Below are 25,004 nucleotides of genomic sequence, written 5' to 3'. Positions count from 1 at the left end.
GCTCCACCCCCATCTGCTGGGCCAGGAAGGCATGCTCGAAATAGGCGCTGTTGTACATGCCCGGCGTCAGCACCACCACCGTCGGCTCCAGCACGCCTGACGGCGCACTGGCTCGCAGGGTGTCGAGCAGCATGTCGGGATAGTGGGCCACGGGCGCCACGGCGTGCTTGCCGAACAGCTCGGGGAACAGGCGCATGGTCATGCGGCGGTTCTCCAGCATGTAGGAAACGCCCGATGGCACGCGCAGGTTGTCCTCCAGCACGTAGTAGATGCCGTTGCCCTGCTCGTCGGGTGCGCGCACGATATCGATGCCGGCAATGTTGGCATAGACATCGTTGGGCACCTGTATGCCTTCCATCTCGGGCCGGTACTGGCTGTTGCCACGCACCAGCTCCGTCGGGATCAGGCCGGCGCGAACCATGTCCTGCCCGTGGTAGGCGTCACGGATGAAGCAGTTCAGCGCCTTCACGCGCTGGGCCAGACCGGCCTGCATGCTGACCCACTCATGGGCCGGAATGATGCGCGGGATCAGATCGAATGGAATCAGGCGCTCCGTGCCGGCCCCGCTCTCGTCCTTGTCGCCGTAGACGGCGAAGGTGATGCCCACGCGGCGGAACACGATTTCCGCCTCGGCACTGCGGGCGCGCAGATAGTCCTGCGATTGTTTGCCGAGCCACTGCGCATAGTCCCGATAGTGGTCTCGCACCGCTGCACCTTCGGCGGGCGAGTTCAGATACATCTCATCGAATGTGCGCATCCTGTCCTCCCTTTTTCTGCCGCGGCTCACGCATGCAAGCCGCGGGTTTCAGTTTAGCGACGCCGCGCCAGGCCAGCTGCCTGGCAACGCGTGCGCAACCTTGCATCTCTGCCACCGCCCGAAGGGCGGTACCGCATCAATGCAAGCCCCATGCCAGTTTCTCAGGGCGACCCCGGAGAGACGGCATGTACATCCCAATAATGCGCCCGAATCAGGCGCTCGCATTCCAATTTTTCCGGCTGCGCAGAACTCCAGTAGGCCGCGCCGCAGCGATCCTGCGCCACCAGCCGGCTACCCACCGCCCGGTATCGCTGCACCACGGCTTCCACCGGGTGCCCGAAGCGGTTCCGATAGCCCGCCTGCACCACCGCCCAGCGCGGGCGCAGCGTTGCGACCCAGGAGGCGGTCGATGACGTCTTGCTGCCATGGTGCGGCACCAGCAGCCAATCCACGGGCTCGTCCAGACTGGTTTGCAGCAGTTGTTGCTCCTGTGCAGCCTCGATGTCTCCGGCCAGCAGCGCCACACGGCCACTGGCCGAGCGCAGGCGCAGCACGCAGCTTCCAAAATTGGGCCTGGCCTTGCGCCCATCGAGCCAGGCCTCTCCTGCCGGCGGATGCAGCACTTCAAACGCCACGCCATCCCATTGCCATTGCTGACCCCGCGTACAGCGCTGCACCGGTGCCAGGGCCGCCAGTTGCGGGTCCTGAATCACCGAGTCCGAGCCCCAGACGCTGGCACCGCGTTCAGCGGCCTTGACGGCCAGGGCTCCGCCTGTGTGATCCTTGTCGCTGTGACTGAGCATCATGGCATCGAGCTGCATGCCCTGCGCAGCCAGCAAGGGCAAGAGGACACGCTCACCGGCATCGCTTTGCCGGCTGTATTGCGGCCCTGCGTCGTAAAGCAGGCGGTGTCCGGAGGTACTGATGATGACGGCATTGCCCTGGCCGACATCCACCGCCAGCAGCTCGAACTCGCCCACACGCGGCCCCGCCTGGGGCCAGAACAAGGCAGGCAGGGCCAACAGGGCCGCCACCAGCCGCAACCTGAGCGGCAATGGCGCAATCACCAGCAATCCGGCCGCTATCGCCAGCACGCTGGCCCACCAGGCAGGTTGCGGCAGAGCCCATACTGCGCCAGGCAGATCGGCCAGCCACTGCAACAGCTGCATCAAGGGCAGCAAGGCGACAGCGGCAGCGCTGGCGGCGATGGGCAGAAACGCCGCCAGCAAGGCCAGCGGTGTGACCACCAGCGTCACCCAGGGAATGGCCAGCAGATTCGCAAGCAAGCCCACGATGGAGACCTGCCCGAACAGCAGCAGCCCCAGCGGCGCCAGTGCCAGCGAGATCAGCCACTGCTCGCGCCACAGTGCCTTCAGCTTGGCCGCAAATCGCGGCACCGTGCTCCTGTCATCGGCTGACCCACCTGCAGAGCCCGAAGCCAGCAATACGCCAACCGCGACGAAACTGAGCCAGAACCCGGCCTGCCACAGCGCCCAGGGGTCGGCCACGACAATCACCGCCAGCGCCAGCAGCCAGACACATGCCCAGGGCCAGCGCAAGCCCAGCCACTGCAGCAGCGCCGCCACGGTCAGCATGCAGATCGTTCGCTGCGCGGGCAGCCCCCAGCCGCTGAACAAGGCATACGCCGCCGCCAGCACCACGCCCATGGCCAGGGCTGCGCGCGGGGCAGGGACCCAGCGGCAAGCGGTGGCACTGAGCCTCCACATGCGACCGACCACCAGGCCGGCCAGCCAGGCAAACATCGTGATGTGCAGGCCTGAAATGCTCATCAGATGCGCCACACCCGTCTGACGAAACACCGTCCAGTCCTTGCGGTCAATCGCCTGCTGGTCGCCCACGGCCAACGCTGCCACCACGCCCAGCGCGGCCTGAGCACGCAGGGCATCGGTACCGGGCAAGCCCTGCTGCAGGCGCGATGACTCGCCCTCGATACGATTGCGCAGCCACTGCCGCCAGCGTTGCAACGGATATTGGGTCGTCACCGCCAAAAGCTCGGGCGCGGGACGGTCGCGCACATAGCCCGTGGCCTGCACGCCCTGCTCCCAGGCCAGCAGCTCATAGTCGAAGCCATGCGGATTGCGCGAGCCATGCGGGCGCTTGATGCGTACCGTCATACGCCAGCGCTGACCGGGACTCAGCGCCACGCCCTGAGCCCAGGCCGCCACCAGGGGGCGGCCGGCATTCGCCACCTGACCGAAGGGGCCGTACCAGGACAGTTCCAGCACTTGCGGCACGCCCGCGTCCGCGCGCTCCACCACAAAACGCCAGCGCTGGCCGTTGGCCTGGTTCTGGAGCATGGACGCAATGCGCCCCTCCACCTGCAGATCCACGGCCTCCAGCGCCGGGGGCAGGGTCCGCTGCAGATAGGCATGGGCGCGCCAGCCGGTCAGCCCCGCCACACAGCAGGCTCCGCCCGCCACCAGCAGCCACCAGCTCAGTCGCGGTCGCACACGCCATCGGCGAGCCAGCAACAGCATCAGCAGTCCCCAGGCCAGCAGAAGCTGGTAGAGGGACAGTTGCCAGAGCCTGGCCTGAGTCACCTGCCAGGCGGCGCCCAGCACGCAGCCCCAGAGCGGAGCCAGCCAAGACAGGCGGTGATGCTGGGTGCTTGGAGTCTGATGGCGCGGCATGCTGCCATGCTAGAAGCGAGCGTCTTCGCCCAGCATTGCGACTATCCCTGCCCTGCCTTGGACACCAGAACAGTTCAAACATTGGCTCTCATTGTGCGAGCAGCCATCGATTCAAAAGCTATGACCGCGGTGCCAGGACTATCGATGTGCAGGCCCGCCCTGTGTCAAACTTGCCCATCTTCAGCCACCTCACATTTTGGAGCCCGTCATGAGCGTCTACGAAAAACTCAAAGCACTGAACATCACCCTGCCCGAGGTGGCCCTGCCTGCCGCCGCCTACCTGCCCTATATGCAGACCGGCAATCTGGTGTTCCTCAGCGGCCATATCGCCAAGCAGAACGGCCAGCCCTGGGTCGGCAAGCTGGGCGAGAACATGACGACCGAAGAGGGCAAGCAGGCCGCGCGCGCCGTGGCCGTGGACCTGATGGGCACGCTGCAGCACGCCTGCGGCGGCGATCTGAATCGCGTCAAGCGCATTGTCAAGGTCATGAGCCTGGTCAACTCCAGCACCAGCTATACCGAGCAGCATCTGGTCACCAACGGCTGCAGCGAGCTGCTGGGCGAAGTCTTCGGCGAAGCCGGCAAGCACGCCCGCAGCGCCTTCGGCGTGGCCCAGATTCCCCTGGGTTGCTGCGTGGAAATCGAGCTGATGGCCGAACTGGCCGACTAACTCACGGAACTGCCGACACCGCCTCACTGCACCGCCATGACAACGCCACCTCTGGTTCTGAGCATTCAATCCCATGTCGCCTACGGCCATGTGGGCAACGACGCCGCCATGCTGCCACTGCAGTTGCTGGGCCTGGAGCCCGTGGCCGTGCATACGGTGCAGTTCTCCAACCACACGGGCTATGGCGAATTCAAGGGCCAGGTCTTCACGCCTGCCCATGTACAGGACGTGCTGGACGGCCTGCGCGCCCGTGGCGTGCTGGCGCGCTGCACGGCCGTGCTCTCGGGCTATCTGGGCGATGCCGGCGTGGGCGAAGCCATTCTGGCAGCCGTACAGGAAGTGCGCGCCGCCCAGCCCGCGGCCCACTATCTGTGCGACCCGGTCATGGGCGATGTGGGGCGCGGCGTATTCGTGCGCCCCGGCATCCCGGACTTTCTGCGCAAGCGCGCGCTGTCCCAGGCCAGCGTCATCACGCCCAACCACTACGAGTTCGAGCTGCTGTGCGGCGGCCAGCCGCTGACCACCGTGGAGGCGGCCGCCCAGGCAGCCCGCAGCATGCTCGCGCAGCTGCATCACAGCCCCTCGCCCCTGATCGTCGTCACCAGCCTGCGCACCGACGATCTGCCTGCCGACCAACTGGCCACGCTGGCCGTGACGGCCGAGCGGTGCTGGCTGGTGCAGACGCCCTATATCGACCTGCACCCCCTGCCCAACGGCATGGGCGATGTGTTCTCGGCCGTGCTGCTGGGCCATCTGATTCAAGGACGCACCGTGCCCGATGCCGTGTCCAGGGCCGTGAGCACCCTGTATGCCCTGGTCTCCCGCACCGAATCGGGGCAGCGTGACCTGCCCCTGGTCGCCTGCCGCGACCAGATCCATCAGCCATCCCGAAGGTTCGAAGCCAGGCTGCTGGCGGCGTAGACCGCAGCCGCCCGCGCACCAGACTGGTTCGGCGTCGCCGCAGCGGCACCATCAAGGTGCGCGGTCACCATCCATGCGACCCACAAAAAGCCGTGCAATGCACGGCTTTTGGACTGGCGCGCTGAATGTTATTCCACGCGTGTCACCGCCTGGGGCTTGAAGCCCAGGTCGGCGGCCTTGCCCTTGCGGCCACGGTTGCTGCGGGCGTTGTTGAGGCTGCGGATCTCCAGCGTCTCGGTACGCGGCTTGCCGCCGCGCCCCACGCCGTCCAGGCGAATGCTGCGCGTGTAGGCAGCCGCGCCGGCCAGTTGATCCTTGTCTTCCAGACTGATCAGCATCAGCCCGCGTCCGCCCTTGGGCATGGCCTTGAGCTCGGCGATCTCGAAGGTCAGGATGCGACCGCCCACCGACGCGCAGATCACATGGCTGGCGGGGTTCAACAAGCCCGCTCCCTGCTCGCCGCCATCCACATATTCGGCACGCGCATTCATCGGCACGCCATGCACCACCGACGGTGCGCACAGCGTCTCGCCCTCGCCCAGCGTGACAAAGGCCTTGCCGGCCTTCTGGCGCGAGACCATATCGCCCACGTTCGCCGTGAAGCCATAGGCGCCCGAGCCGGACAACAGCAGCTGCGTGCTTTCGCTGCCGGCAAAGTAGTGCAACAGCTGGGTGCCGGCTTCGAGTTCGATCATCGTCGTCACGGGCTGGCCGTCACCGCGTCCGCCCGGCAGGGCCGACACCGGCACCGAATAGACCCGACCGTTGCTGCCGAAGGCCAGCAACTGATCGACCGTGCGGCACTCGAAAGTGCCATAGAGGCTGTCTCCGGCCTTGAAGCTCAGCGTGCCTGCATCCACGCCATGACCCTGACGCGTGCGCACCCAGCCCTTTTCGGAAATGATCACGGTCGTGGGTTCATCCACCACCTTGACCTCGGCCACCACCTTTTTCTCCTCGTGGATCAGCGTGCGGCGCGCATCGCCAAAGGTCTTGGCATCGGCCTCGATTTCCTTGCAGATCAGGCGGCGCATGGTCGCCTCGCTGCCCAGGATGTCCTCGAGCTTGCCCTGCTCGCTGCGCAGCTCCTTGAGCTCCTGCTCGATCTTGATGGCTTCAAGGCGGGCCAGCTGACGCAGACGGATTTCCAGAATGTCCTCGGCCTGACGCTCGGAGAGATGGAAGGCGTCGATCAGGGCCTGCTTGGGTTCATCGCTGGCACGGATGATGGCAATGACCTTGTCGATATTGAGCAGCACGGCCTGACGGCCCTCGAGGATATGGATGCGATCCAGCACCTTCTCCAGCCGGTGCTGGCTGCGACGCGTCACGGTCTGGAAGCGGAAGGCAATCCACTCCTCCAGCATCTGGCGCAGCGACTTCTGCACCGGGCGGCCATCGAGGCCGATGCTGGTCAGATTGATCGAGCTCGAGGACTCCAGGCTGGTGTGGGCCAGCAGCGCCGTGATCAGCTCCGACTGCGGAATCTTGCCGGTCTTGGGCTCGAACACGATGCGCACCGGCGCATCCTTGCTCGACTCGTCGCGCACGCAGTCCAGCACGGCCAGCATGCTGGCCTTGAGCTGGGTCTGCTCCTGGCTCAGCGCCTTCTTGCCGGTCTTGACCTTGGGATTGGTGATGTCCTCGATCTCCTCGAGCACCTTCTGGGCCGACACGCCGGGCGGCAGCTCGGTCACCACCAGTTGCCACTGGCCGCGCGCCAGCTCTTCGATCTTCCAGCGCGCGCGCACTTTGAGACTGCCGCGGCCGGTGCGGTAGGCATCGGCGATGTCGCTGCTGGACGAGATGATCTGGCCGCCCCCCGGATAGTCGGGCCCGGGAATCAGCGCCAGCAGCTCCTCCTCGGGCAATTGCGGCTTCTTGATCAGGGCCACGCAGGCCGCCGCCACCTCAGGCAGATTGTGACTCGGGATTTCCGTTGCCAGACCCACGGCAATGCCGCTGGCACCATTGAGCAGCGAGAACGGCAGGCGGGCTGGAAGCTGCTTGGGCTCCTGCGTGCTCCCGTCGTAGTTGGGGACGAAGTCCACCGTTCCCATGTCGATTTCGTCGAGCAGCAGGCCGGTGATCTTGGACAGGCGTGCCTCGGTATAACGCATGGCAGCAGCACCGTCGCCGTCGCGGCTGCCGAAGTTGCCCTGGCCGTCGACCAGGGGGTAGCGCTGATTGAAGTCCTGCGCCATGCGCACCAGCGCGTCATAGGCCGACTGGTCCCCGTGCGGGTGAAAGCGGCCCAGCACGTCGCCGACGACACGGGCGCTCTTGACGGGCTTGGCCGCCGTGTTGCCGTTCGGGCCGCTGTAGCCCAGGCCCATGCGGTCCATGGCATAGAGAATGCGACGCTGCACGGGCTTGAGGCCGTCGCTGACATCCGGCAGGGCACGGCCCTTGACCACCGACAAGGCGTATTCGAGGTAGGCGCGCTGTGCGTATTGACCCAGGTCCAATGCATCGCCAGCGGCTTGTTGAGACAAATCCAGTGTGGTTTGATCGCTCATGAATTCTTTGTGATGTTCCAAATTGCGCCGATCCGGCGACTCAAGGTATTTGCGCGTCCGCGGCCGCAGGGGCCGCGCCCGGCAGAGTCATGCGTATGCGGGAGCCGCCGCGGCCAGCCGAGCCGGCCGCAGCCAGCCGGCCGCTCAGGGGCCTGGCTGCCTGCAGCTGCTCGTAGATGCCCGTGACGGCCTTGACGTAATTCATTGTTTCTTTATAGGGCGGAATCGCCTTGCCAAACTTCTGCACCGCACCTTCGCCCGCGTTATAGGCGGCCAGCACCAGATCGAGCCGGCCCGGGAACAAGTCCATCAGATAGCTCAGATAGCGCGCGCCGGCAGGCACGTTCACGGCCGGGTCGACCAGCTGCTGCTGCAGGCTGCGCTTTTTGCTGGCCGCCACGCCAAAGCGCTCGGCCGTGGCTGGCATCAGCTGCATCAGACCGACAGCGCCCTTGGGTGAGACTGCCTGGGCATCAAAGCCGGACTCCACGGCGATCACGGCCTTGATCAGGTCATAGTCCACGCCGGTTCTCTCGGCCGCCTTCTGCAGATGCGGCCTCACGCTCTTGTAGCGCGGCGAGACCTCGAAAAAGCTCTGCATGCGCGTGCGGGCGTTGAGCCCCTCGGCCGCTGAATCCGGCTTCAGCTGCAGACCCGGCTGGCTGCTGTCGTAGAGCTCGCCCCTGAAGAACAGCTTGTAGCGTTCGTCCAGCGCCTCGGCCGCAAAGTGCGTGACGCCGAATTCGTCGACATAGGCCCAGAGATCGGCATGCGCCGCCGGCGCCAGGGCCAGCCAGCCCGAGCCCGCCAGCAGGGCAGCTGCCACCGCACGTCGCAAACGCACAGACGCGAACCCGCCGCGCGCAGGCAGCTGGCTGGGTGAGGCATCGAACATGGGCTTGTGCATGGCTGGCTCCATCGACCGCTAGTGACCGCTAGTGCAGGCGTTGCAACGCCCGCCTAGATATCGACCTCCACGGCATCGCCATGCAGCTCCATCAGCTCGCGGCGGGCGGCGGCTTCGCCCTTGCCCATGAGCTTGGTGACCACGGCTTCCGACTGGGCGAAGTCCAGGTTCATGAACTGCACCGGCAGCAGACGACGCGTATCGGGGTTCAGCGTGGTTTCCCACAGCTGTTCGGCATTCATCTCGCCCAGGCCCTTGAAACGGCTGACCTGGCATTTCTCGCGCGGCACGCCGTCCTTGGCACATTTCTCGATGATGGCATCGAGCTCGCCGGCATCCAGCGCATAGACCTTGATGGCGGGCTTCTTGCCGCGCGCAGGCACATCCACACGGAACAGCGGCGGCAGCGCCACATGGATGTGACCAGCCTCGATGAGCTTGGGAAAATGCTTGAAGAACAGCGTCAGCAGCAGCACCTGGATATGCGATCCGTCCACGTCCGCATCCGAGAGTATGCAGATCTTGCCGTAGCGCAGGCCGGACAGGTCGGGCTCGTCATGGGGGCCATGCGGGTCCACGCCGATCGCCACCGAGATATCGTGGATTTCGTTGTTGGCAAACAGCCGGTCGCGGTCCACCTCCCATGTGTTGAGCACCTTGCCGCGCAGCGGCAGGATGGCCTGGGTTTCCTTGTCGCGGCCCATCTTGGCGCTGCCGCCGGCAGAGTCGCCCTCGACCAGGAACACCTCGTTGACGGCGATGTCCTTGCTCTCGCAATCGGTCAGCTTGCCGGGCAGCACGGCCACGCCGCTTCCCTTGCGCTTTTCCACCTTCTGGCCGGCTTTCTGGCGGGTCTGGGCGGCCTTGATGGCGATCTCGGCCAGCTTCTTGCCCCAGTCCACATGCTCGTTGAGCCACAGCTCCAGCGCCGGGCGCACAAAGCCCGAGACCAGACGCACGGCGTCGCGCGAGTTCAGGCGCTCCTTGATCTGGCCCTGGAACTGGGGGTCCAGCACCTTGGCATTGAGCACATAGCTGGCGCGCGCAAACACGTCGTCGGGCATGAGCTTGACGCCCTTGGGCAGCAGCGAGTGCATCTCGATGAACGCCTTGACGGCCTGGAACAGGCCGTCGCGCAGGCCGCTGTCATGCGTGCCGCCCGCCGTGGTGGGAATCAGGTTGACATAGCTTTCGCGCAGCGGCGCGCCGTCTTCGGTGAAGGCCACGCACCAGGCAGCGCCCTCGCCTTCGGCAAAGCTGTCGTTGTTCTTGTCGGCAAAGCCCTCGCCTTCGAACAGGGGGATGACGGGCTCGCCATGCAGGCTCTGCGCCAGATAGTCGCGCAGACCGCCCTTGAACTGCCAGCTCTGGGTGTCACGCGATTTTTCGTTGATCAGCGAAACGGCCACGCCGGGCATGAGCACGGCCTTGCTGCGCAGCAGATGCACCAGCTCGCCCATGGGCAGTGCCGAGGATTCGAAGTATTTGGCATCGGGCCAGGCACGTACCGTCGTGCCCTGCTTGCGCTCGCCGGCCTGCAGAGGGCGCACCTTGAGCGGCTCGATCACATCGCCGCCCGAGAACACCAGCGTGGCCACCTGGCCGTCGCGGTGCACCTGCACCTCCAGACGCGTGGCCAGCGCATTCGTCACCGATACGCCCACGCCGTGCAGACCGCCCGAGAAGCTGTAGGCGCCGCCATTGCCCTTGTCGAACTTGCCGCCCGCATGCAAGCGCGTGAAGACCAGCTCCACCACGGGCGCCTTCTCCTCGGGATGCAGACCGAAGGGAATGCCGCGGCCGTCGTCCTCCACGCTGTAGGAGCCGTCGGCGTGCATGGTGAACTTGATTTTCTTGCCGTAGCCGGCAAGCGCCTCGTCGGCCGCGTTGTCGATCACCTCCTGCAGGATGTGCAGGGGGTTGTCGGTGCGCGTATACATGCCGGGACGCTGTTTGACAGGCTCCAGACCCTTGAGAACGCGGATCGAGCCTTCGGAATATTCGTTGGACGGTTTGACTGCCATGGGGGCGGATTGTAGTGGCCTCTCCGGATGAGAGCTGGATAAATTCACAGTTGTTTACTCCCAATACTCTTGCACAAAGCCCGAACATCTGTCTTGGCAACGTGTTTTTACCGGGTCCGCATCACTGCAGACATACTTAAAAAGATAGCATTTATCGCATGCCATTCAGTCTTTATGACTAGTTTTCAATCCATATCCTTTATATGGATTGCGCAAGGCGCTCACTTTTTTATTTTCCTCCTCCACTTCAGCGCCTGCGCCCCACCTTGCCGCTGACGCATTCTGGCAGGCCGGCCTGCCACGCAGGTGACGGCCTGTGCAGGCGCAAGACACCGTGTTTCGTTAAAGTGGCGAGCTGACCGCCTCGCAGACCTTTTTTCGCACACACGGCATGACTACCAAGACAAACCCGGCCCCCATGTCCATGGCCCAGATTCTTCTGTGCGGTGGCGCCATCGTCACGCTCTCCATGGGCATACGCCACGGCTTCGGCCTGTGGCTGCAACCCATCACCCAGGAGATGGGCTGGACGCGCGAGAGCTTTTCCCTGGCCATCGCCGTGCAGAACCTGTCCTGGGGCATCCTGGGCATCTTCGTCGGCATGCTGGCCGACCGCATCGGCGCTTTCAAGGTACTGATCGGCGGCGCCATCCTGTATGCGCTGGGCCTGGCCGGCATGGCGCTGTCGCCCGATGCCACGGTGTTCCTGCTGACGGCAGGCGTGCTGATCGGCGCAGCCCAGGCCGGCACCACCTATGCCGTGATCTACGGCGTGCTGGGCCGGCAGATTCCCGTGGCGCGGCGCAGCTGGGCCATGGGCGTGGCCGCAGCGGCAGGCTCGTTCGGTCAGTTCTTCATGGTGCCCGTGGAAGGCAAGCTGATCGCACAGTTCGGCTGGTCCAATGCCTTGCTGATACTGGCGCTGCTCGCGCTGCTGATCGCCGCCCTGGCCTTCGGCCTGCGCGAGCCGGGCTTCGGCGGCAGCTCCCCTGTCAAGCGCGAACAGACCGTGGGCCAGGCGCTCAGGGAAGCCTGGACCTACCCCAGCTTTCTGCTGCTGATGGCGGGCTACTTTGTCTGCGGCTTCCAGGTCATGTTCATCGGCGTGCACATGCCCAGCTACCTGAAAGACTTCGGCATGGCGCCCCATGTGGCCAGCTATTCGCTGGCCCTGGTCGGCCTGTTCAATATCTTCGGCACCTACCTGGCCGGCAATCTGGGCCAGAGGCTGCCCAAGCGCTATCTGCTCGCCGGCATCTACGGCCTGCGCTCGGTGGCCACCGTGGCCTTCCTGCTCGCCCCGCTCTCGCCCTCGACCGTCTATGCCTTCTGCGCCGCCATGGGCTTTCTGTGGCTGTCCACCGTGCCGCTGACCAACGCCACCATCGCCCAGATCTTCGGCGTGCAGCATCTGTCGATGCTGGGCGGCTTTGTCTTCTTCAGCCACCAGATCGGCAGCTTCCTCGGCGTCTGGCTGGGCGGCTATCTCTACGACATCAACGGCAACTACGACATGGTCTGGTACCTGTCGATCGCCCTGGGCATCTTTGCCGCCATCGTCAACCTGCCCGTGCGCGAGGCGGCCATTGCCCGCCGTGCCCCCGGCGCCGCCTGATACCGGAGACACGTCCATGCAGCTCAAACTCTGGCAACGCATCTCCATCTGGTGTTCCGTGCTCGTGCTGCTGCTGGCGGTGTTTGCCCTGTATCTGCAGCCGGAATTCATGCTCACACTGGCAGACCAGGTCTGGGCCTGCTTCTGAGCTCTTGGGCAAGCCGCCCGGGCGGCATGGCCGGGAGAGAGCATGGCCCGCATCATCATCACCGGAGCCTCGGACGGCATAGGCGCCGAAATGGCCCGCCAGCTGGCGCAAACCCATCAGAACCAGTTGCAACTGACGCTGGCCGCGCGCAATGCCGGCAATCTTCAAGCCGTGGCAGAACAATGCCGGGCCCTGGGGGCGCAGGTGCTGGCAGTTCCCACCGACGTGAGCGAGGAGGCCCAGTGCCGCGCGCTGATCGATGCCGCCGTGCGGCAGTTTGGCGGGCTGGACGTCCTGATCAACAACGCCGGGGTCTCGGCCCATGCGCTGTTCGAACAGGTCAGCGCGCAAGACCTGGGCTGGTACGAAAAGGTGATGCGCATCAACCTCTGGGGCAGCGTCTGGTGCACGCATGCGGCGCTGCCGCACCTCAAGGCGAGCCGGGGCGCCATCGTCGCCGTGTCCTCACTGGCCGGCCTGATCGGCGTACCGGGCCGCACGGCCTATAGCGCGAGCAAGTTCGCCATGGCCGGCTTCTTCGAAGCCCTGCGCATCGAGCTCAAGCCTGCCGGCGTGAGCGTGACCACCGCCTACCCTGGTGTCGTGGATACACGCATCCGCCATCACGGCTACAACGCCAGAGGCGAGACTGCAGGCGTCAGCGGCCTCAAGGAAGACGGCGCGATGACGGTGGCCGAATGCGCGCGCCTCATCCTCGACGGCCTGAAGCACCGTCAGCGCGAGGTGGTGATGACAGGCAAGGGCAAACTGGGCCGCTTCATCAAGCTGATCGCCCCGGGCATGGTGGAAGACATGGCCCTGGCCGCACTCCAGGACACGGTGAAGCCGCACTGAAGCGGCACGGACCGCCGCCGGTGCAGCGGCGCACAGGGCAAGCATGAATGGGGCCGCCGGCACTGCTATAGTTTTCGCACGATGACCAGCCACTCCCAGCCTCCCGCCCCCACAGCCACTCCTGCGCCTGTCTCCAGCCACTGCGTGCAGGAGCCCTCCGCCTGGATTGCCCGCTTTGCCCATCTGGTGTGCTCGCAAGGCTCGGTGCTGGACCTGGCCTGCGGCATGGGGCGCCATACCCGTTTCTTCTCGGCCCGGGATCATGCGCTGACCAGCGTGGACAAGGCGCCCGAAGCGACCCGTTCCGTGGCGGATATCGCCGAGACCATCACCGCCGACATCGAGAACAATTCCTGGCCGCTGACGGGCCGCAGCTTTGACGGAGTGGTCGTCACCAACTATCTCTGGCGTCCGCTGTGGCCGCTGATTCTGGGCAGCGTCAAGCCCGGCGGCGTGCTGCTGTACGAAACCTTCGCCCAGGGCAACGAGGCATACGGCAGACCTTCGCGCCCCGAGTTCCTGCTGGCTCCGGGCGAGTTGCTGCAGGTCTGCGCAGGCTGGAACATCGTCGCCTACGAGCACGGCCGCCTTGCCCAGCCCGAACGCGTGGTGCAACGCATTGCCGCCATCCGTCCCGATGGTGCTGCCACCCCCGCCGCGCTGCTGTAAGTCTGATCCCGGCCACTGCATCCGAGATCGAAGGCCATGCCTGCCCGCGCCTTGCGGCTTGCCCACGACGAATGCCCGACCTCGCCAGCAGTGGGACTGCGGACCCGGCGACCGCATCAACATGCAGGAGCGGCAGCCCCGTGTCACGGTGGCCCTGCTGCCGTACAACGACTTTCATGCCGTCCGAAACAGACGGGGGTCAACAAACAATATGACGCACAAAAATTAGAAATTTCGTCATTTCGTCATTTATCAACAACACTTCGACAAAAACAGAGTTTTGCTAGACACTGTGGACACCAAACCACTGCCCGCCACCTGTCCCTGTTTGTAGAATCCATTTTTACCGTTTTCTGATTGCGGATATGACATCACCCTCCGTTGCTCTCACTGGCAGCATTGTTGCCCTCATCACGCCCATGCTCGAAGACGGTAGCGTCGACTACCCGTCGCTGCGCAAACTCATCGACTGGCATGTGGCCGAAGGCACCAACTGCATCGGTGTGGTCGGCACCACCGGTGAATCGCCCACCGTGAATGTCGAAGAGCATTGCGAAATCATCCGCGTCGCCGTGGAGCAGGCGGCAGGCCGCGTCTCCATCATGGCCGGCTGCGGCGCCAACAGCACGCACGAGGCCATCGAGCTGGCCAGGTACGCCAAGAAGGTGGGCGCCGACAGCCAGCTGCAGGTCGTTCCCTACTACAACAAGCCCACACAGGAAGGCCAGTACCAGCACTTCAAGGCTATTGCCGAAGCCACAGGCGACCTGCCCGTGGTGCTGTACAACGTGCCCGGCCGCTCGGTCGCGGACATGCAGCATGACACCGTGCTGCGTCTGGCCCAGATCCCGGGCATCATCGGCATCAAGGAAGCCACCGGCAACATCGAACGCGCCCAATGGCTGATCCGCGACGTGCCCGCCGGTTTCGGCGTGTACTCCGGCGACGACCCCACCGCCGTGGCACTGATGCTGTGCGGCGGGCACGGCAATATCAGCGTGACGGCCAACGTTGCCCCCCGTCTGATGAGCGAGCTGTGCAAGGCCGCCATGGCTGGCGATACCAGGCGCGCCATGGAAATCCAGTTCAAGCTCATGCCCCTGCACAAGAGCCTGTTTGTGGAAGCCAATCCCATTCCCGTGAAATGGGCAGCAGCCCGGATGGGTTTGTGCGGCCCCGCCATGCGCCTGCCCATGACACCGCTGAGCGAGCAATGCGAAGCAGTTGTTGAGGATGCTCTGCGTAAAGTTGGCGTACTCTGATCGAGTTGCGCTAAGCTAGCGGTTTTTCGCACATAGCTTGAACGCTACCCAAGGACAATCCGCGTGAAACAACAAACAGCACGTTTGAGCCTGCTCAGCATCGCGCTGGGCCTGTCTGCCTGCACGACCACGTTCCAAGAGACCAAGATCGACTACAAGAGCGCGGGCAAGAATCAAGCCCCCTCTCTCGAAGTGCCTCCGGATCTGACGCAGCTGTCGCAAGACTCGCGCTATACCGTCCCGGGTGGCGTGGTATCCGCTGCCGCCATGCAGGCCAATGCCAAGGCAGCCAAGCCGACCGACAACAACACCGCGGCCAACCAGATCGGAGACGTCCGCATCGAGCGCGACGGTGCCGAGCACTGGCTGGTGGTGGATCGCGGAGCCGACAAGCTCTGGGAACCCACCCGCGATTTCTGGCTGGAAAACGGCTTCATCTACGCGATGGAAGACCGCCAGCTGGGCATTCTCGAAACCGACTGGGCCGAAAACCGAGCCAAGCTGCCCCAGGACATCATCCGCAGGAGCCTGGGCAAGGTGTTCGACTCGCTCTACTCCACCAGCGAGCGCGACAAGTTCCGCACCCGCCTGGAACGCGAACCCGATGGCAAGACCCGCATCTATGTCACCCACCGTGGCATGCAGGAGGTCTATACCAGCGAGCGCAAGGACAACACCATCTGGCAGCCGCGCCCTCGCGACCCCGAGCTGGAGACCGAATTCCTGCGCCGCATCATGGTCAAGCTCGGCGTGAGCGAAGAGCAGGCCTCGGCCGTTGCCAAGGCCGACAAGTCTGCAGCCACCGCCTCGACCAGCGCACGCATGGACACGATCAATGGCGTGCCCACACTGCAACTGGAAGAAGGCTTTGAGCGCGCATGGCGCCGTGTGGGCGTGGCACTGGATCGCACCGGCTTCACCGTGGAAGACCGCGACCGCAGCCGCGGCCTCTACTATGTTCGGTATGTGGACCCCAACGCCAAGCCGGAGTCCAAGGGCTTCTTCAGCAAGATCTTCAGCCAGGGCAAGGAAGCCGCAGCGCCTCAGAAGTACCAGATCCAGGTCAAGGGAGATGGCAACAAGTCCCAGGTCAGCGTGCTCAATGAGCAGGGTCAGCCCGACAGCAGCGCCAACGGCCAGCGCATCGTGCGCATCATCACCGATGATCTGAAGTAAAGAGCGCTGATCACATCCCAAAGCCACCAGGCTCGGCCCTGGTGGCTTTTTCATGTCCGAACGCATCGAACTCCCTGCTCGTGACATGCTCTTGTCCGCCAGAACCGGTTCAGGCACGTGCAGACCTTGCATGGCGACACACATCCACAGCTCAAGAACCCGCTGCAAAATCCAGACGCAAAAAAACCGCACCTGGGTGCGGTTTTTTCATGCCCGAGGACTGTGCCTCAGGCTGGCTGTTGCCGCAAATTACTTGGCAGCAGGAGCTTCAGCGGCGGGAGCAGCAGGAGCGTCAGCGGCGGGAGCAGCAGGAGCGTCAGCGGCGGGGGCAGCAGGAGCGTCAGCGGCAGGAGCAGCAGCGTCAGCGGCAGGAGCGGCGGGTGCTTCAGCAGCAGGAGCGGGAGCAGCAGGAGCTTCCACAGCAGGAGCGGGAGCAGCAGGAGCTTCTTCCTTCTTGCCGCAAGCAGCCAGGGCAGCAGCAGCGATCACGGTAGCCAGAATCAGAGAGTTCTTCATGACGATTTCCTAAATGGTAGGTTCAGCAGACGGTATGCAGATTGCCATTACGGTCAGCCTTTTGCAGCTATTGATCGCTATGGCAGATCAGGTCAAACGATAAATTCGACTCAGACCGCATTATAAGTAGTTTTGCCCATTGCTGACTGATACTGACAGCAACTAAACAATTCTGCACAAATCGGTGCGTTCTCATTTACCGGGCAAGCCCACGCTTGCCTTGAGTCACACTGTGGAGCATAAATTTCTTCCTGTCAAATCCCTGACAGAGCTTTGACGAAGATTTACATAATCTATACAAAGCTCTCCAAATCGACAGCAGCCACAGAGGACAAACCCGTAAGTTAGCACGATCGCTGTTACAAGTCCACCCTGTTTCAGTCGCCTGAGCGAACCCAGCCCGCATCGAACCACGATGACAGCAACTCCAGCGCATCATCGCTGGCTGTTGCCAGATCCTTGCGCGACAGCGCCCGGGTGTCAGCCAGCTTGCGCATCAGCGTGGCGTCACGGCCGCCCGCCAGATAGCTCTCGCCATTGATGAAGATGTGCCTGGCGTCATACATCATGCGCGTGCGACGATCCAGCACCACGCTTTCGAACATGCCGTTTTCATCGCCATGCTCGAACCAGACATTGGGCTTGGGGTCGCTCAGATACTCGCCCAGCGCGCGCTCCAGCGCCAGCGGCTCGGCCATGGCCCTCTTGAGTGCTTCGCGGGCAAAGTCGTACATCCCCTCGGGAATCAGCGCCGGGTTGCTCACGGCCTCCTGCTTGGGATCGCGATAGATGACCGACGCCTCGGGTTCATCGGGCTCGTCCGACATGCGCAGCAGCAACTCGCGACCCAGCTCGCTGCGATCGGGCGAGCGAAAGCCGATCGAATAGGTCATGCACTCGCCCTCGGCCACGCCGTCATGGGCCCACTTGGGCGGCAGATACAGCATATCGCCCGGCTCCAGAACGAACTCCTCTTCGGGCTCGAAATGGGAGAGGATCTTCAGCGGCTTGCCCGGCTGAAGCGACAGGTCCTTCTGACGACCGATGCGCCAGCGGCGCTTGCCATGGGCCTGCAGCAGGAAGACGTCATAGCTGTCGAAGTGGGGCCCCACGCCGCCTTGATCGGTGGCAAAGCTGATCATCAGATCATCGAGACGCGCCTCGGGCACAAAGCGAAATTGCTGCAGCAGCTCGTGCGCCTTGGCGTCATGCATGTCCACGCCCTGCACCAGCACCGTCCAGCCCGGCTTGGTCAATGCAGGCAGGCTGCGCCGGGACAGCGGGCCGTGGCTGAGCTTCCAGTTATCGCCTTCCAGCTGCTGGATCAGGCGCGACTCCACGCCCTCTTCGCCCGCCATGGCCAGCAGGCGAGCACGCGGAATCGGGGCCTTGAAGCCAGGGATGGCCTGGCGCACCAGCAAAGGCTTTTTATGCCAGTGCTTGCGCATGAATTGAGAAGCGGTAAGTCCACCCAGCAGGGTGAGCGGCGTATTGATGTCCATGAATACAGTCCTGCTTTCTAAGCAACGGACTGCATTGTCCTATAGGCCTTGAAAACGCCGGTCGGCACAGATCAATGACCGAGCGCCCTGAATTCGGACGGCGACATGCCGACATGGGCCTTGAAGGCCCGACTGAAGTGAGCGCTGCTGCCAAAACCGCAGCCCACGGCAATCTCTGTAATGGTCCGGTGCGCGAGCGCCGGGGAATGCAGCTCCCGCATGCAAAGCTCCAGCCGGCTTTGCTGGATGAAGCCGCCAAGCGACTGGTCTCGCCCCGCAAACGCGTTGTGCAGATGCCGACGACTGCAATTGAGCGCTTCGGCCACCTGATCGACCGACAGGCCGGGGTCCCGAACATGGCTGGCCACATGCTCGCAGATACGGTCGTACAGGGCCTGCTTCTGGGTCACCGCCGTGGCCTGCCCGCCCAGCGCCTGCAGGGACAGGTGCACCATGTCCACCAGCAGCTCCCCGGCGCGACGCGCCAGCGGAGCCGTCATCTGGTCGAGCTCCTGATAGGTGCTGCGCATGGTCTGCAGAGCAATGCGGGCGATGCCGGCGCTGCCCCCCACGGACCGCCCCATGAGGTTGTCCAGACGCAGGCCTCGCTCGGCAATGCTTTGTTTGGGCACCATCATGATCAGGTGCTCCGTGTGCTGCGGGTTGGCCACCACATAGGGCTGGGAGGTGTCATAGATGGCCCAGCTGCCGTTGCTCACGCAGGTCTTGCTGCCGCACTGCTGCACCTCCGCATGGCCGCTCCAGGGGGCCACGATCTTGAGATAGGCCGCTTCACTGTCGCGCAGACGGTGGCCGTCGCGCACGACGCGGTGGCGCCCGGCATCCAGCTTGGTGAGCATGACATCGCCTGCGTAGGCCACGCTCAGATGCCCGTCAAAACAGGTGTCGCCATACAGATCCGTCTCCAGCCCCGAGAACAGCTGCGCCATCCAGTCCTGCCAGGCGGGCGCCGTTTCTTTCTCGGGAAGACCATCGGTACTCAGTACCACGGGCGTGGTCATGGGCCTTGACTCCTCGTTGTATCGATCTCTGCCTGTCCCGGCAAAGTGCACCCATTATCGGTAAGTGAGCACCGTCGTGCCTGCAGCGCGACGAATCTCCTGGCAGGGACTCGATCTAGTGCAAACCCTAGGCCGCATGCACGATTCGTCAAACGGTTTGTGCACATTGTGCACAGCAAGCAGCCGAGGCTTTTCCTACGATCACTCACACGCCAGTGTCAGGCGGAACTCAAGAAAAGGTGCAGACAAGCCCGGTGACACAAGCTTCGCGCAACGGGACCCGTCTCGCTTTTTTCAACATGCATCAACAGGCAGTGACTGCGGTCATGCGCCCTTGGTAGTGAAGGAAACAAAGATGATTGAACCACGCATGCTCATCGGTGGCCAGAGCGCACAGGCCAGCAATGGCGCCACTTTCGAGCGCCGGAACCCTCTGGACGGATCGGTTGCCACGCGTGCCCCGGCAGCCACAAGCGCCGATGCAGTGCGTGCCGTGGAGGCCGCTCAGGCCGCTTTCCCCGCCTGGGCAGCCCTGGGCCCCACAGAACGCCGGCTGATGCTGCTGAAGGCCTCCCAGGCACTGGAAGCCAAGTCCGAGGCCTTTGCCGCAGCCATGGCAGCAGAAACCGGCGCCTCCGGCATTTGGGCCGGCTTCAATGTGCATCTGGCGGCCAATATGTTTCTCGAGGCCGCATCGCTGACCACCCAGATCAACGGCCAGCTGATTCCTTCGGACATTCCCGGCAGCCTGGCCATGGCCGTGCGCCAGCCTGCCGGCGTGGTGCTGGGCATCGCTCCGTGGAATGCCCCCGTCATTTTGGCCGTACGAGCCATTGCCACGCCGCTGGCCTGCGGCAATACCGTGATCCTCAAGGGCTCGGAACTGTGCCCCGCCACCCACGGCCTGATCATCGAAGCGCTGCAGGAAAGCGGCTTGCCGCCGGGCGTGGTGAACTTTGTGACCAATGCGCCCGAAGACGCCGGTGCAGTGGTCGAGGCCATGGTGGCCCACCCCGCCGTGCGCCGCGTGAACTTCACAGGCTCCACGCGCGTGGGCCGCATCATCGGCCAGACCTGCGCCAAATACCTCAAGCCCGTCATTCTGGAGCTGGGCGGCAAGGCCCCGTTCGTGGTGCTTGACGATGCCGACATCGATGCCGCCGTGGCCGGCTGCACCTTTGGTGCCTTTGCCAACTCGGGCCAGATCTGCATGTCCACCGAACGCATCATCGTGGACGAGGCCGTGGCCGAGGAATTCATCGCCAAACTGGTGCAGCGCGCCCAAGCCCTGCCCCTGGGCGACCCGCGCCAGGGGCCCGTGGTGCTGGGCTCCGTCGTGGACATGAACACCGTACACCGCGTCAACGAACTCATCGACGATGCAGTGAGCAAGGGAGCCAGGATTCTGTGCGGAGGCAAGGCCGGCGACACCCTGATGGCCGCCACGCTGATCGATGGCGTGACTCCAGAGATGCGCATCTTCCGCGAGGAGACCTTTGCTCCGGTGAAGGCCATCGTGCGCGTGCGCGGCGAGGAGCAAGCCATCGCCATGGCCAACGACAACGAGTTCGGCCTGTCTTCCGCCGTCTACACCAAAGACACCGCCCGCGGCTGGCGCGTGGCCAGCCGCATCGAGGCGGGCATCTGCCACGTCAACGGCCCTACGGTGCACGACGAAGCACAGATGCCTTTCGGCGGCGTGAAGAACTCGGGCTACGGTCACTTCGGCGGTCAGGCGGGTATCGATGCGTTCACCGATACCCGCTGGATCACCCTGCAGACCCGCCCGCGCCACTACCCCTTCTGAAGCGCACAGGACAGCGGTCCATGCCGGCAGGCAGGACTGCCGTCTTCGCTTGAAACCTCCATCACGGGCGTTGGGCCATGAGGCACAGACCTCAGCTGCAGCGCCCGCATGGGCAAGGCGCGCATCCCACGCTGCGCCTTGTGTCTGCCGACCCACAGAACCACCGGAGACCCACGTTGAAACATGCCTCCCCACTGGCCCTGGCAGCCCTGCTGTCTGGCCTCAGCCTCGCCGCCTCGGCGGCGGACTCTCACGGCACTGGCCCCGGCCAGCGCTTCTACGAAAAGACTTGCGCCAAATGCCACGAGGCCGGCATAGGTCCCGTCATCAAGGGGCGCGGCTTTCCGCCCGCGACCTACGTGATCATCGCGCGCAACGGCATGAACGCCATGCCGTCCTTTCGCGTGACCGATATCGACGATGCCACGCTGGAAGACCTGGCAAACTATCTGTCCAAGACAGAGGCTCCCCAGGCCGCCAAGCCGGCCGGGCAGTAGGGAGAACGATGCAATGCAAGCCGATCGTCGCTCTCTTCTCAAAGGCCTGACCGCTGCCGGCCTGGCGGTCTCCGGCATAGGCTGGGCACAGACTGCCACCTCCGCTGAAGACCGTACCGTCTGCACAGCCACCCGTTGCACCCAGGTGCTGGCCGTGACCTCCTCCATGCACGCCAGCGCTCTGGACACGGCCTTTGCGGCCGGTGTTCAGGGTGCGAGCCGCAACGCGGTGCACACCGGCCTTCAAGGTCTGGACAGCGCCGCTTTCAACCAATTGGGCGAGCTGCTGGCTGACGGTCAGGAAACCCTGCTGGTGGGACTGCTCGATGATGCCTCGGCCACGCTGGTGCTGGATCTGGTCCGCTCTTGCGGGGGCCGCGTGCTGGCCATGGAGCACCATCGCGTGGATGGCGCCGCCGCTGGCTGGGCCAGGGCACTGGGCCAATCGCTGGCCTCCGGCCAAGCCATGAACATCTCTACAGCAGTCACCGGCAACGAAGCCCGCGTGTCCTTCAGCTGCGTCATCTAGAAACAAGGAAAGCAGAGCATGACAAGCAAATACATGGCCCTGCCCAAAGGCATGAGCGAGAGCGGCTTTGATGCGGCCATCGCCCAATTCAGGAAAGCCCTGGGCGAAGACAATGTGATGATCAAGGACGAGCTGGTTCGTCCCTACACCAAGGTGATGATGGCTGTGCCCACCGAAGAGCACACACCTTCGGCCGTGGTGACGGCCACCACCGTGGAGCAGGTGCAGCAGGTCGTCAAGATCTGCAATGCGCACAAGGTGCCCGTGTGGACCATCTCCACCGGCCGCAACTTCGGCTACGGCTCGGCCGCACCGGGCCAGCGCGGCCAGGTGGTGCTGGATCTGCGCAAGATGAACAAGATCATCCACGTGGATCCCGAACTGTGCACGGCACTGGTCGAGCCCGGCGTGACCTACCAGATGCTCTACGACTACCTCGAAGAGAACAACATTCCCTTGATGCTGTCGTTCTCGGCCCCCTCGGCCATTGCCGGCCCTCTGGGCAACACCATGGACCGAGGCGTGGGCTACACGCCCTATGGCGAACATTTCATGATGCAGTGCGGCATGGAAGTGGTGATGGCCAACGGCGACGTACTGCGAACCGGCATGGGCGGCGTCAGGGGCGACAAGGCCTGGCAGGTGTTCAAATGGGGTTACGGCCCGACACTGGACGGCATGTTCACCCAGTCCAACTACGGCATCTGCACCAAGATGGGTTTCTGGCTGATGCCCAAGCCCCCGGTCTTCAAGCCGCTGGAAATCCAGTTCGACGACGACAGCGACATCTCCGAGATCGTGGAATTCATCCGCCCCCTGCGCATCTCCCAGGTCATCCCCAACTCCGTGGTGATCGCCGGCGTGCTGTGGGAAGCCTCCACCTGCAACACCCGCCGCTCCGACTACACCACCGAGCCCGGCCATACGCCCGACGCCATCCTCAAGCAGATCCAGAAGGACAAGCATCTGGGTGCCTGGAATGTGTACGCGGCGCTGTACGGCACCAGGGAGCAGGTTGACGTCAACTTCAAGATCGTGCAGGACGCGCTCAGGAAGCTGGGCAAGGGCCGCCTGATCACCGAAGAAATGGCTGGCGACACCCAGCCCTTCAAGTACCGTGCCCAGCTGATGTCAGGCGTACCCAACCTGCAGGAATTCGGCCTCTACAACTGGCGCGGGGGTGGCGGCTCGATGTGGTTTGCCCCTGTGTCGCAGGCGCGCGGCAGCGAGTGCGACAAGCAGAAGTCACTGGCCAAGAAAATCCTCAACAAGCATGGCCTGGACTATGTGGGCGAGTTCATTGTCGGATGGCGCGACATGCACCATGTCATCGACGTGCTATACGACCGCAGCAACGAAGAGGAAACCAGGCGTGCCAACGCCTGCTTTGCCGAGTTGCTGGACGAGTTCGAAAAGGAAGGCTATGCCGTGTACCGTGTGAACACGGCCTTTCAGGAGCGCGTGGCGCAGAGCTACGGTCCGGTCAAGCGCGATATCGAACGCAAGATCAAGCGTGCCCTGGACCCCAACGGCATTCTGGCTCCAGGCAAATGCGGGATTGATATCTGAGGCTTCCCCTGAGGCGCTTCCGCGCCTTCCCCCTCTCTCTACGCGCTTCGCGCAATGGGAGGGGGACGACAGCTTCGCTGCGGGGCGGCCCTTGCTTGCGGTCTTCTCCTTCAAAGCATGCCTGCTCAAGTGCCGCACCCGTAGCCACTGATTTTTAAAGCCACCTGATTTGAAAACGCCAGGTGGCTTTCTTCTTCCTTGATTGCTATTACATCAATAGCTGTCAGCGATTTCTGATATTGGGCTCAAGGTCATTTTGACGTTTAATTCAGCAGGCTGGATGCTTGCACACCAGCCCTGAACTGCGCCGGCGTCTGCCCCGTATGCTGCTTGAACAGGCGGCTCAGATGCGCGCCGCTGGCAAAGCCGCTGGCCAGCGCCAGCTCCGTCAGGGTGCAGTGACGGTTGGCAGGACTGAGCAGCTCACGCTGGAACAGGGCCACGCGCTCGGCCCAGATATGCTGGCTGATGGACAGGCTCTCATCGGCAAAGGCGTTGTAGAGATGGCGCTTGCTGCAGTTGAGCGCGGCGGCCACGGCATCGACGCTCAGGGCCGGATCGCGCAGATGCTGGCGCACATAGGCCTTGATGCGGCCCAGCAGCAGCTCGCTGGCGCTCAGCGAGGCGGCACGACCGCAGGCATCGAGCAGGGACAGCTGGATCAGCTGCAGCAGCGAATCCGTCACATGCTGGGCCAGTCCCTGGCCCATGGCCCGGCATTCGGCGAACGTGCCGCGCATCATGTCCAGCGCAATGCGGGACACGCCTTCGCTGCCTCCCACATAGCGCCCCATGAGGCCGTCGATGGCGCGGCCATGGTCTTCGAAGCGGCTTTTGGGCAGGGTGATGATCAGGTGCTCGCACCACTCCGGGTTGAGCACCTCGTACTCCTGGGTGGTGTCATAGATCAGCCACTGGCCGCTGCGCGCCACGGCCTCGCGTCCGTTCTGGCAGACGCGGGCTTCGCCGTGCCAGGGGGCCACGATCTTGAGGAAGTCGGTGCTGTGACGAGCCATGCTGGCCGAAGTGCGCCGCACGCGATGACGACCGGCCTCGATCCGGGTCATGCCCACCGCCCCCAGCTCGAAGGTGCCCAGCCGCGCCGAGAAATGGTGGTCGCCATAAACATCGCTCTCGAGTCCGTAAAGCGTGGACATCCAGTGCTGCCAGGCACCCACGGCTTGAGCACCTTGCATCTCGGTCATCTTCTCGATCACTTGGTTGGCAGGAATGTCTGGCCGCATCTGGGCTCCTGAAGAAGTAACAGGATGCTTCATTATCCCCAGCTGCGCGGACCCGGGTCCGGGCAAAACCGGCGCCTCGCAGGGAAATCAGTGTTTACCCACAGACACTTGCATGCTCAGACAAGACGCAATGCACGCCCAGAC

General features: G+C 64.0%; 21 protein-coding genes. 12 read left to right on the top strand and 9 right to left on the bottom strand.

Going from position 1 to position 25,004, the window contains the following annotated elements; all coding sequences use genetic code 11:
• Window positions 1-757, bottom strand: a 757-nt coding sequence (locus E2583_RS22055; RefSeq protein ID WP_291598683.1) for a circularly permuted type 2 ATP-grasp protein, incomplete at its 3' end; no start/stop codon positions are given.
• Window positions 758-918: 161 nt separating this feature from the next.
• Window positions 919-3,408, bottom strand: coding sequence for a DNA internalization-related competence protein ComEC/Rec2 (locus tag E2583_RS22050; protein WP_291598681.1), 2,490 nt, complete (start codon window positions 3,406-3,408; stop codon window positions 919-921).
• A 208-nt stretch (window positions 3,409-3,616) separates the two neighbouring features.
• Between E2583_RS22050 and E2583_RS22045 the strand changes: the two genes are divergently transcribed.
• Together E2583_RS22045 and pdxY are read left to right on the top strand one after the other, a co-directional pair.
• The gene (locus E2583_RS22045) at window positions 3,617-4,078 is read left to right on the top strand and encodes a RidA family protein (RefSeq protein WP_291598680.1); all 462 of its coding nucleotides are present in this window, start codon (window positions 3,617-3,619) and stop codon (window positions 4,076-4,078) included.
• A 36-nt stretch (window positions 4,079-4,114) separates the two neighbouring features.
• Window positions 4,115-4,999: a pyridoxal kinase PdxY gene (gene pdxY / locus E2583_RS22040; protein ID WP_291598679.1), complete on the top strand. Its 885-nt coding sequence runs from the start codon at window positions 4,115-4,117 to the stop codon at window positions 4,997-4,999.
• Between the two features lie 128 nt (window positions 5,000-5,127).
• Here pdxY and parC read toward each other — a convergent pair whose 3' ends face one another.
• The 3 genes from parC to E2583_RS22025 are packed head-to-tail and all read right to left on the bottom strand — an operon-like array spanning window position 5,128 to window position 10,449.
• A complete protein-coding gene (gene parC, locus E2583_RS22035) occupies window positions 5,128-7,518 on the bottom strand; it encodes a DNA topoisomerase IV subunit A (protein WP_291598676.1) in 2,391 nt (796 codons plus the stop codon).
• 40 nt (window positions 7,519-7,558) lie between these two features.
• Window positions 7,559-8,425, bottom strand: coding sequence for a lytic transglycosylase domain-containing protein (locus E2583_RS22030; RefSeq protein WP_003057666.1), 867 nt, complete (start codon window positions 8,423-8,425; stop codon window positions 7,559-7,561).
• A gap of 53 nt (window positions 8,426-8,478) precedes the next feature.
• A complete protein-coding gene (locus tag E2583_RS22025; RefSeq protein ID WP_291598673.1) occupies window positions 8,479-10,449 on the bottom strand; it encodes a DNA topoisomerase IV subunit B in 1,971 nt (656 codons plus the stop codon).
• A gap of 418 nt (window positions 10,450-10,867) precedes the next feature.
• Between E2583_RS22025 and E2583_RS22020 the strand changes: the two genes are divergently transcribed.
• The 6 genes from E2583_RS22020 (at window position 10,868) to bamC (ending at window position 16,174) form a co-directional block, all read left to right on the top strand.
• Window positions 10,868-12,064 (top strand): MFS transporter, encoded by a 1,197-nt coding sequence (locus E2583_RS22020; protein ID WP_291598685.1) that lies wholly within the window; start codon window positions 10,868-10,870, stop codon window positions 12,062-12,064.
• A gap of 16 nt (window positions 12,065-12,080) precedes the next feature.
• Window positions 12,081-12,212 carry a hypothetical protein gene (locus tag E2583_RS22015; RefSeq protein ID WP_291598671.1) on the top strand — a complete coding sequence of 44 codons (132 nt, stop codon included), beginning with the start codon at window positions 12,081-12,083 and terminating at the stop codon, window positions 12,210-12,212.
• A 42-nt stretch (window positions 12,213-12,254) separates the two neighbouring features.
• Entirely contained in the window at window positions 12,255-13,067 is an 813-nt protein-coding gene (locus E2583_RS22010) for an SDR family oxidoreductase (protein WP_291598670.1), read from the top strand.
• 81 nt (window positions 13,068-13,148) lie between these two features.
• Entirely contained in the window at window positions 13,149-13,736 is a 588-nt protein-coding gene (locus E2583_RS22005) for a methyltransferase domain-containing protein (protein WP_291598668.1), read from the top strand.
• 365 nt (window positions 13,737-14,101) lie between these two features.
• Window positions 14,102-14,998: a 4-hydroxy-tetrahydrodipicolinate synthase gene (gene dapA, locus E2583_RS22000; protein ID WP_291598666.1), complete on the top strand. Its 897-nt coding sequence runs from the start codon at window positions 14,102-14,104 to the stop codon at window positions 14,996-14,998.
• Between the two features lie 63 nt (window positions 14,999-15,061).
• Window positions 15,062-16,174, top strand: coding sequence for an outer membrane protein assembly factor BamC (bamC, locus tag E2583_RS21995; RefSeq protein ID WP_291598665.1), 1,113 nt, complete (start codon window positions 15,062-15,064; stop codon window positions 16,172-16,174).
• Between the two features lie 249 nt (window positions 16,175-16,423).
• Here the strand turns inward: bamC and E2583_RS21990 are convergent, their stop codons facing one another.
• The 3 genes from E2583_RS21990 to E2583_RS21980 all read right to left on the bottom strand — a co-directional run bounded on the left by E2583_RS21990 (window position 16,424) and on the right by E2583_RS21980 (window position 19,214).
• Entirely contained in the window at window positions 16,424-16,690 is a 267-nt protein-coding gene (locus tag E2583_RS21990) for a hypothetical protein (protein WP_034359978.1), read from the bottom strand.
• 377 nt (window positions 16,691-17,067) lie between these two features.
• Entirely contained in the window at window positions 17,068-18,192 is a 1,125-nt protein-coding gene (locus E2583_RS21985) for a cupin domain-containing protein (protein WP_291598662.1), read from the bottom strand.
• 71 nt (window positions 18,193-18,263) lie between these two features.
• A complete protein-coding gene (locus E2583_RS21980; RefSeq protein WP_291598660.1) occupies window positions 18,264-19,214 on the bottom strand; it encodes a helix-turn-helix domain-containing protein in 951 nt (316 codons plus the stop codon).
• Window positions 19,215-19,569: 355 nt separating this feature from the next.
• Between E2583_RS21980 and E2583_RS21975 the strand changes: the two genes are divergently transcribed.
• The 4 genes from E2583_RS21975 to E2583_RS21960 all read left to right on the top strand — a co-directional run bounded on the left by E2583_RS21975 (window position 19,570) and on the right by E2583_RS21960 (window position 23,616).
• Window positions 19,570-21,021, top strand: coding sequence for an aldehyde dehydrogenase (locus E2583_RS21975; RefSeq protein WP_291598659.1), 1,452 nt, complete (start codon window positions 19,570-19,572; stop codon window positions 21,019-21,021).
• A 176-nt stretch (window positions 21,022-21,197) separates the two neighbouring features.
• A complete protein-coding gene (locus tag E2583_RS21970; protein WP_291598657.1) occupies window positions 21,198-21,518 on the top strand; it encodes a cytochrome c in 321 nt (106 codons plus the stop codon).
• 13 nt (window positions 21,519-21,531) lie between these two features.
• Window positions 21,532-22,047, top strand: coding sequence for a hypothetical protein (locus tag E2583_RS21965; RefSeq protein ID WP_291598655.1), 516 nt, complete (start codon window positions 21,532-21,534; stop codon window positions 22,045-22,047).
• Window positions 22,048-22,065: 18 nt separating this feature from the next.
• Complete coding sequence (locus E2583_RS21960) at window positions 22,066-23,616, top strand: FAD-binding oxidoreductase (RefSeq protein ID WP_291598653.1); 1,551 nt, start codon at window positions 22,066-22,068, stop codon at window positions 23,614-23,616.
• 263 nt (window positions 23,617-23,879) lie between these two features.
• Here the strand turns inward: E2583_RS21960 and E2583_RS21955 are convergent, their stop codons facing one another.
• Window positions 23,880-24,860, bottom strand: coding sequence for an AraC family transcriptional regulator (locus E2583_RS21955; protein ID WP_291598650.1), 981 nt, complete (start codon window positions 24,858-24,860; stop codon window positions 23,880-23,882).
• Window positions 24,861-25,004: the final 144 nt, after the last annotated feature.

Origin of the sequence: Comamonas sp. (assembly GCF_009360615.1) — a bacterium.
GTDB lineage: Bacteria > Pseudomonadota > Gammaproteobacteria > Burkholderiales > Burkholderiaceae_C > Comamonas.
Note: the sequence above shows the minus strand (reverse complement) of the source record. Positions and strands in the feature narration are given on the sequence as shown.

What these genes read in the sequence shown, in the direction of transcription:
- E2583_RS22020 (WP_291598685.1), top strand. Translation starts at nt 10,868, where the DNA reads ATGTCCATGGCCCAGATTCTTCTGTGCGGTGGCGCCATCGTCACGCTC.
- dapA (WP_291598666.1), top strand. Translation starts at nt 14,102, where the DNA reads ATGACATCACCCTCCGTTGCTCTCACTGGCAGCATTGTTGCCCTCATC.
- E2583_RS21985 (WP_291598662.1), bottom strand. Translation starts at nt 18,192, where the DNA reads ATGGACATCAATACGCCGCTCACCCTGCTGGGTGGACTTACCGCTTCT.
- E2583_RS22010 (WP_291598670.1), top strand. Translation starts at nt 12,255, where the DNA reads ATGGCCCGCATCATCATCACCGGAGCCTCGGACGGCATAGGCGCCGAA.
- E2583_RS22050 (WP_291598681.1), bottom strand. Translation starts at nt 3,408, where the DNA reads ATGCCGCGCCATCAGACTCCAAGCACCCAGCATCACCGCCTGTCTTGG.
- E2583_RS21975 (WP_291598659.1), top strand. Translation starts at nt 19,570, where the DNA reads ATGATTGAACCACGCATGCTCATCGGTGGCCAGAGCGCACAGGCCAGC.
- E2583_RS21955 (WP_291598650.1), bottom strand. Translation starts at nt 24,860, where the DNA reads ATGCGGCCAGACATTCCTGCCAACCAAGTGATCGAGAAGATGACCGAG.
- E2583_RS22015 (WP_291598671.1), top strand. Translation starts at nt 12,081, where the DNA reads ATGCAGCTCAAACTCTGGCAACGCATCTCCATCTGGTGTTCCGTGCTC.
- E2583_RS21990 (WP_034359978.1), bottom strand. Translation starts at nt 16,690, where the DNA reads ATGAAGAACTCTCTGATTCTGGCTACCGTGATCGCTGCTGCTGCCCTG.
- pdxY (WP_291598679.1), top strand. Translation starts at nt 4,115, where the DNA reads ATGACAACGCCACCTCTGGTTCTGAGCATTCAATCCCATGTCGCCTAC.
- E2583_RS22045 (WP_291598680.1), top strand. Translation starts at nt 3,617, where the DNA reads ATGAGCGTCTACGAAAAACTCAAAGCACTGAACATCACCCTGCCCGAG.
- E2583_RS22030 (WP_003057666.1), bottom strand. Translation starts at nt 8,425, where the DNA reads ATGCACAAGCCCATGTTCGATGCCTCACCCAGCCAGCTGCCTGCGCGC.
- E2583_RS21980 (WP_291598660.1), bottom strand. Translation starts at nt 19,214, where the DNA reads ATGACCACGCCCGTGGTACTGAGTACCGATGGTCTTCCCGAGAAAGAA.
- E2583_RS21960 (WP_291598653.1), top strand. Translation starts at nt 22,066, where the DNA reads ATGACAAGCAAATACATGGCCCTGCCCAAAGGCATGAGCGAGAGCGGC.
- parC (WP_291598676.1), bottom strand. Translation starts at nt 7,518, where the DNA reads ATGAGCGATCAAACCACACTGGATTTGTCTCAACAAGCCGCTGGCGAT.
- E2583_RS22005 (WP_291598668.1), top strand. Translation starts at nt 13,149, where the DNA reads ATGACCAGCCACTCCCAGCCTCCCGCCCCCACAGCCACTCCTGCGCCT.
- E2583_RS21965 (WP_291598655.1), top strand. Translation starts at nt 21,532, where the DNA reads ATGCAAGCCGATCGTCGCTCTCTTCTCAAAGGCCTGACCGCTGCCGGC.
- E2583_RS22025 (WP_291598673.1), bottom strand. Translation starts at nt 10,449, where the DNA reads ATGGCAGTCAAACCGTCCAACGAATATTCCGAAGGCTCGATCCGCGTT.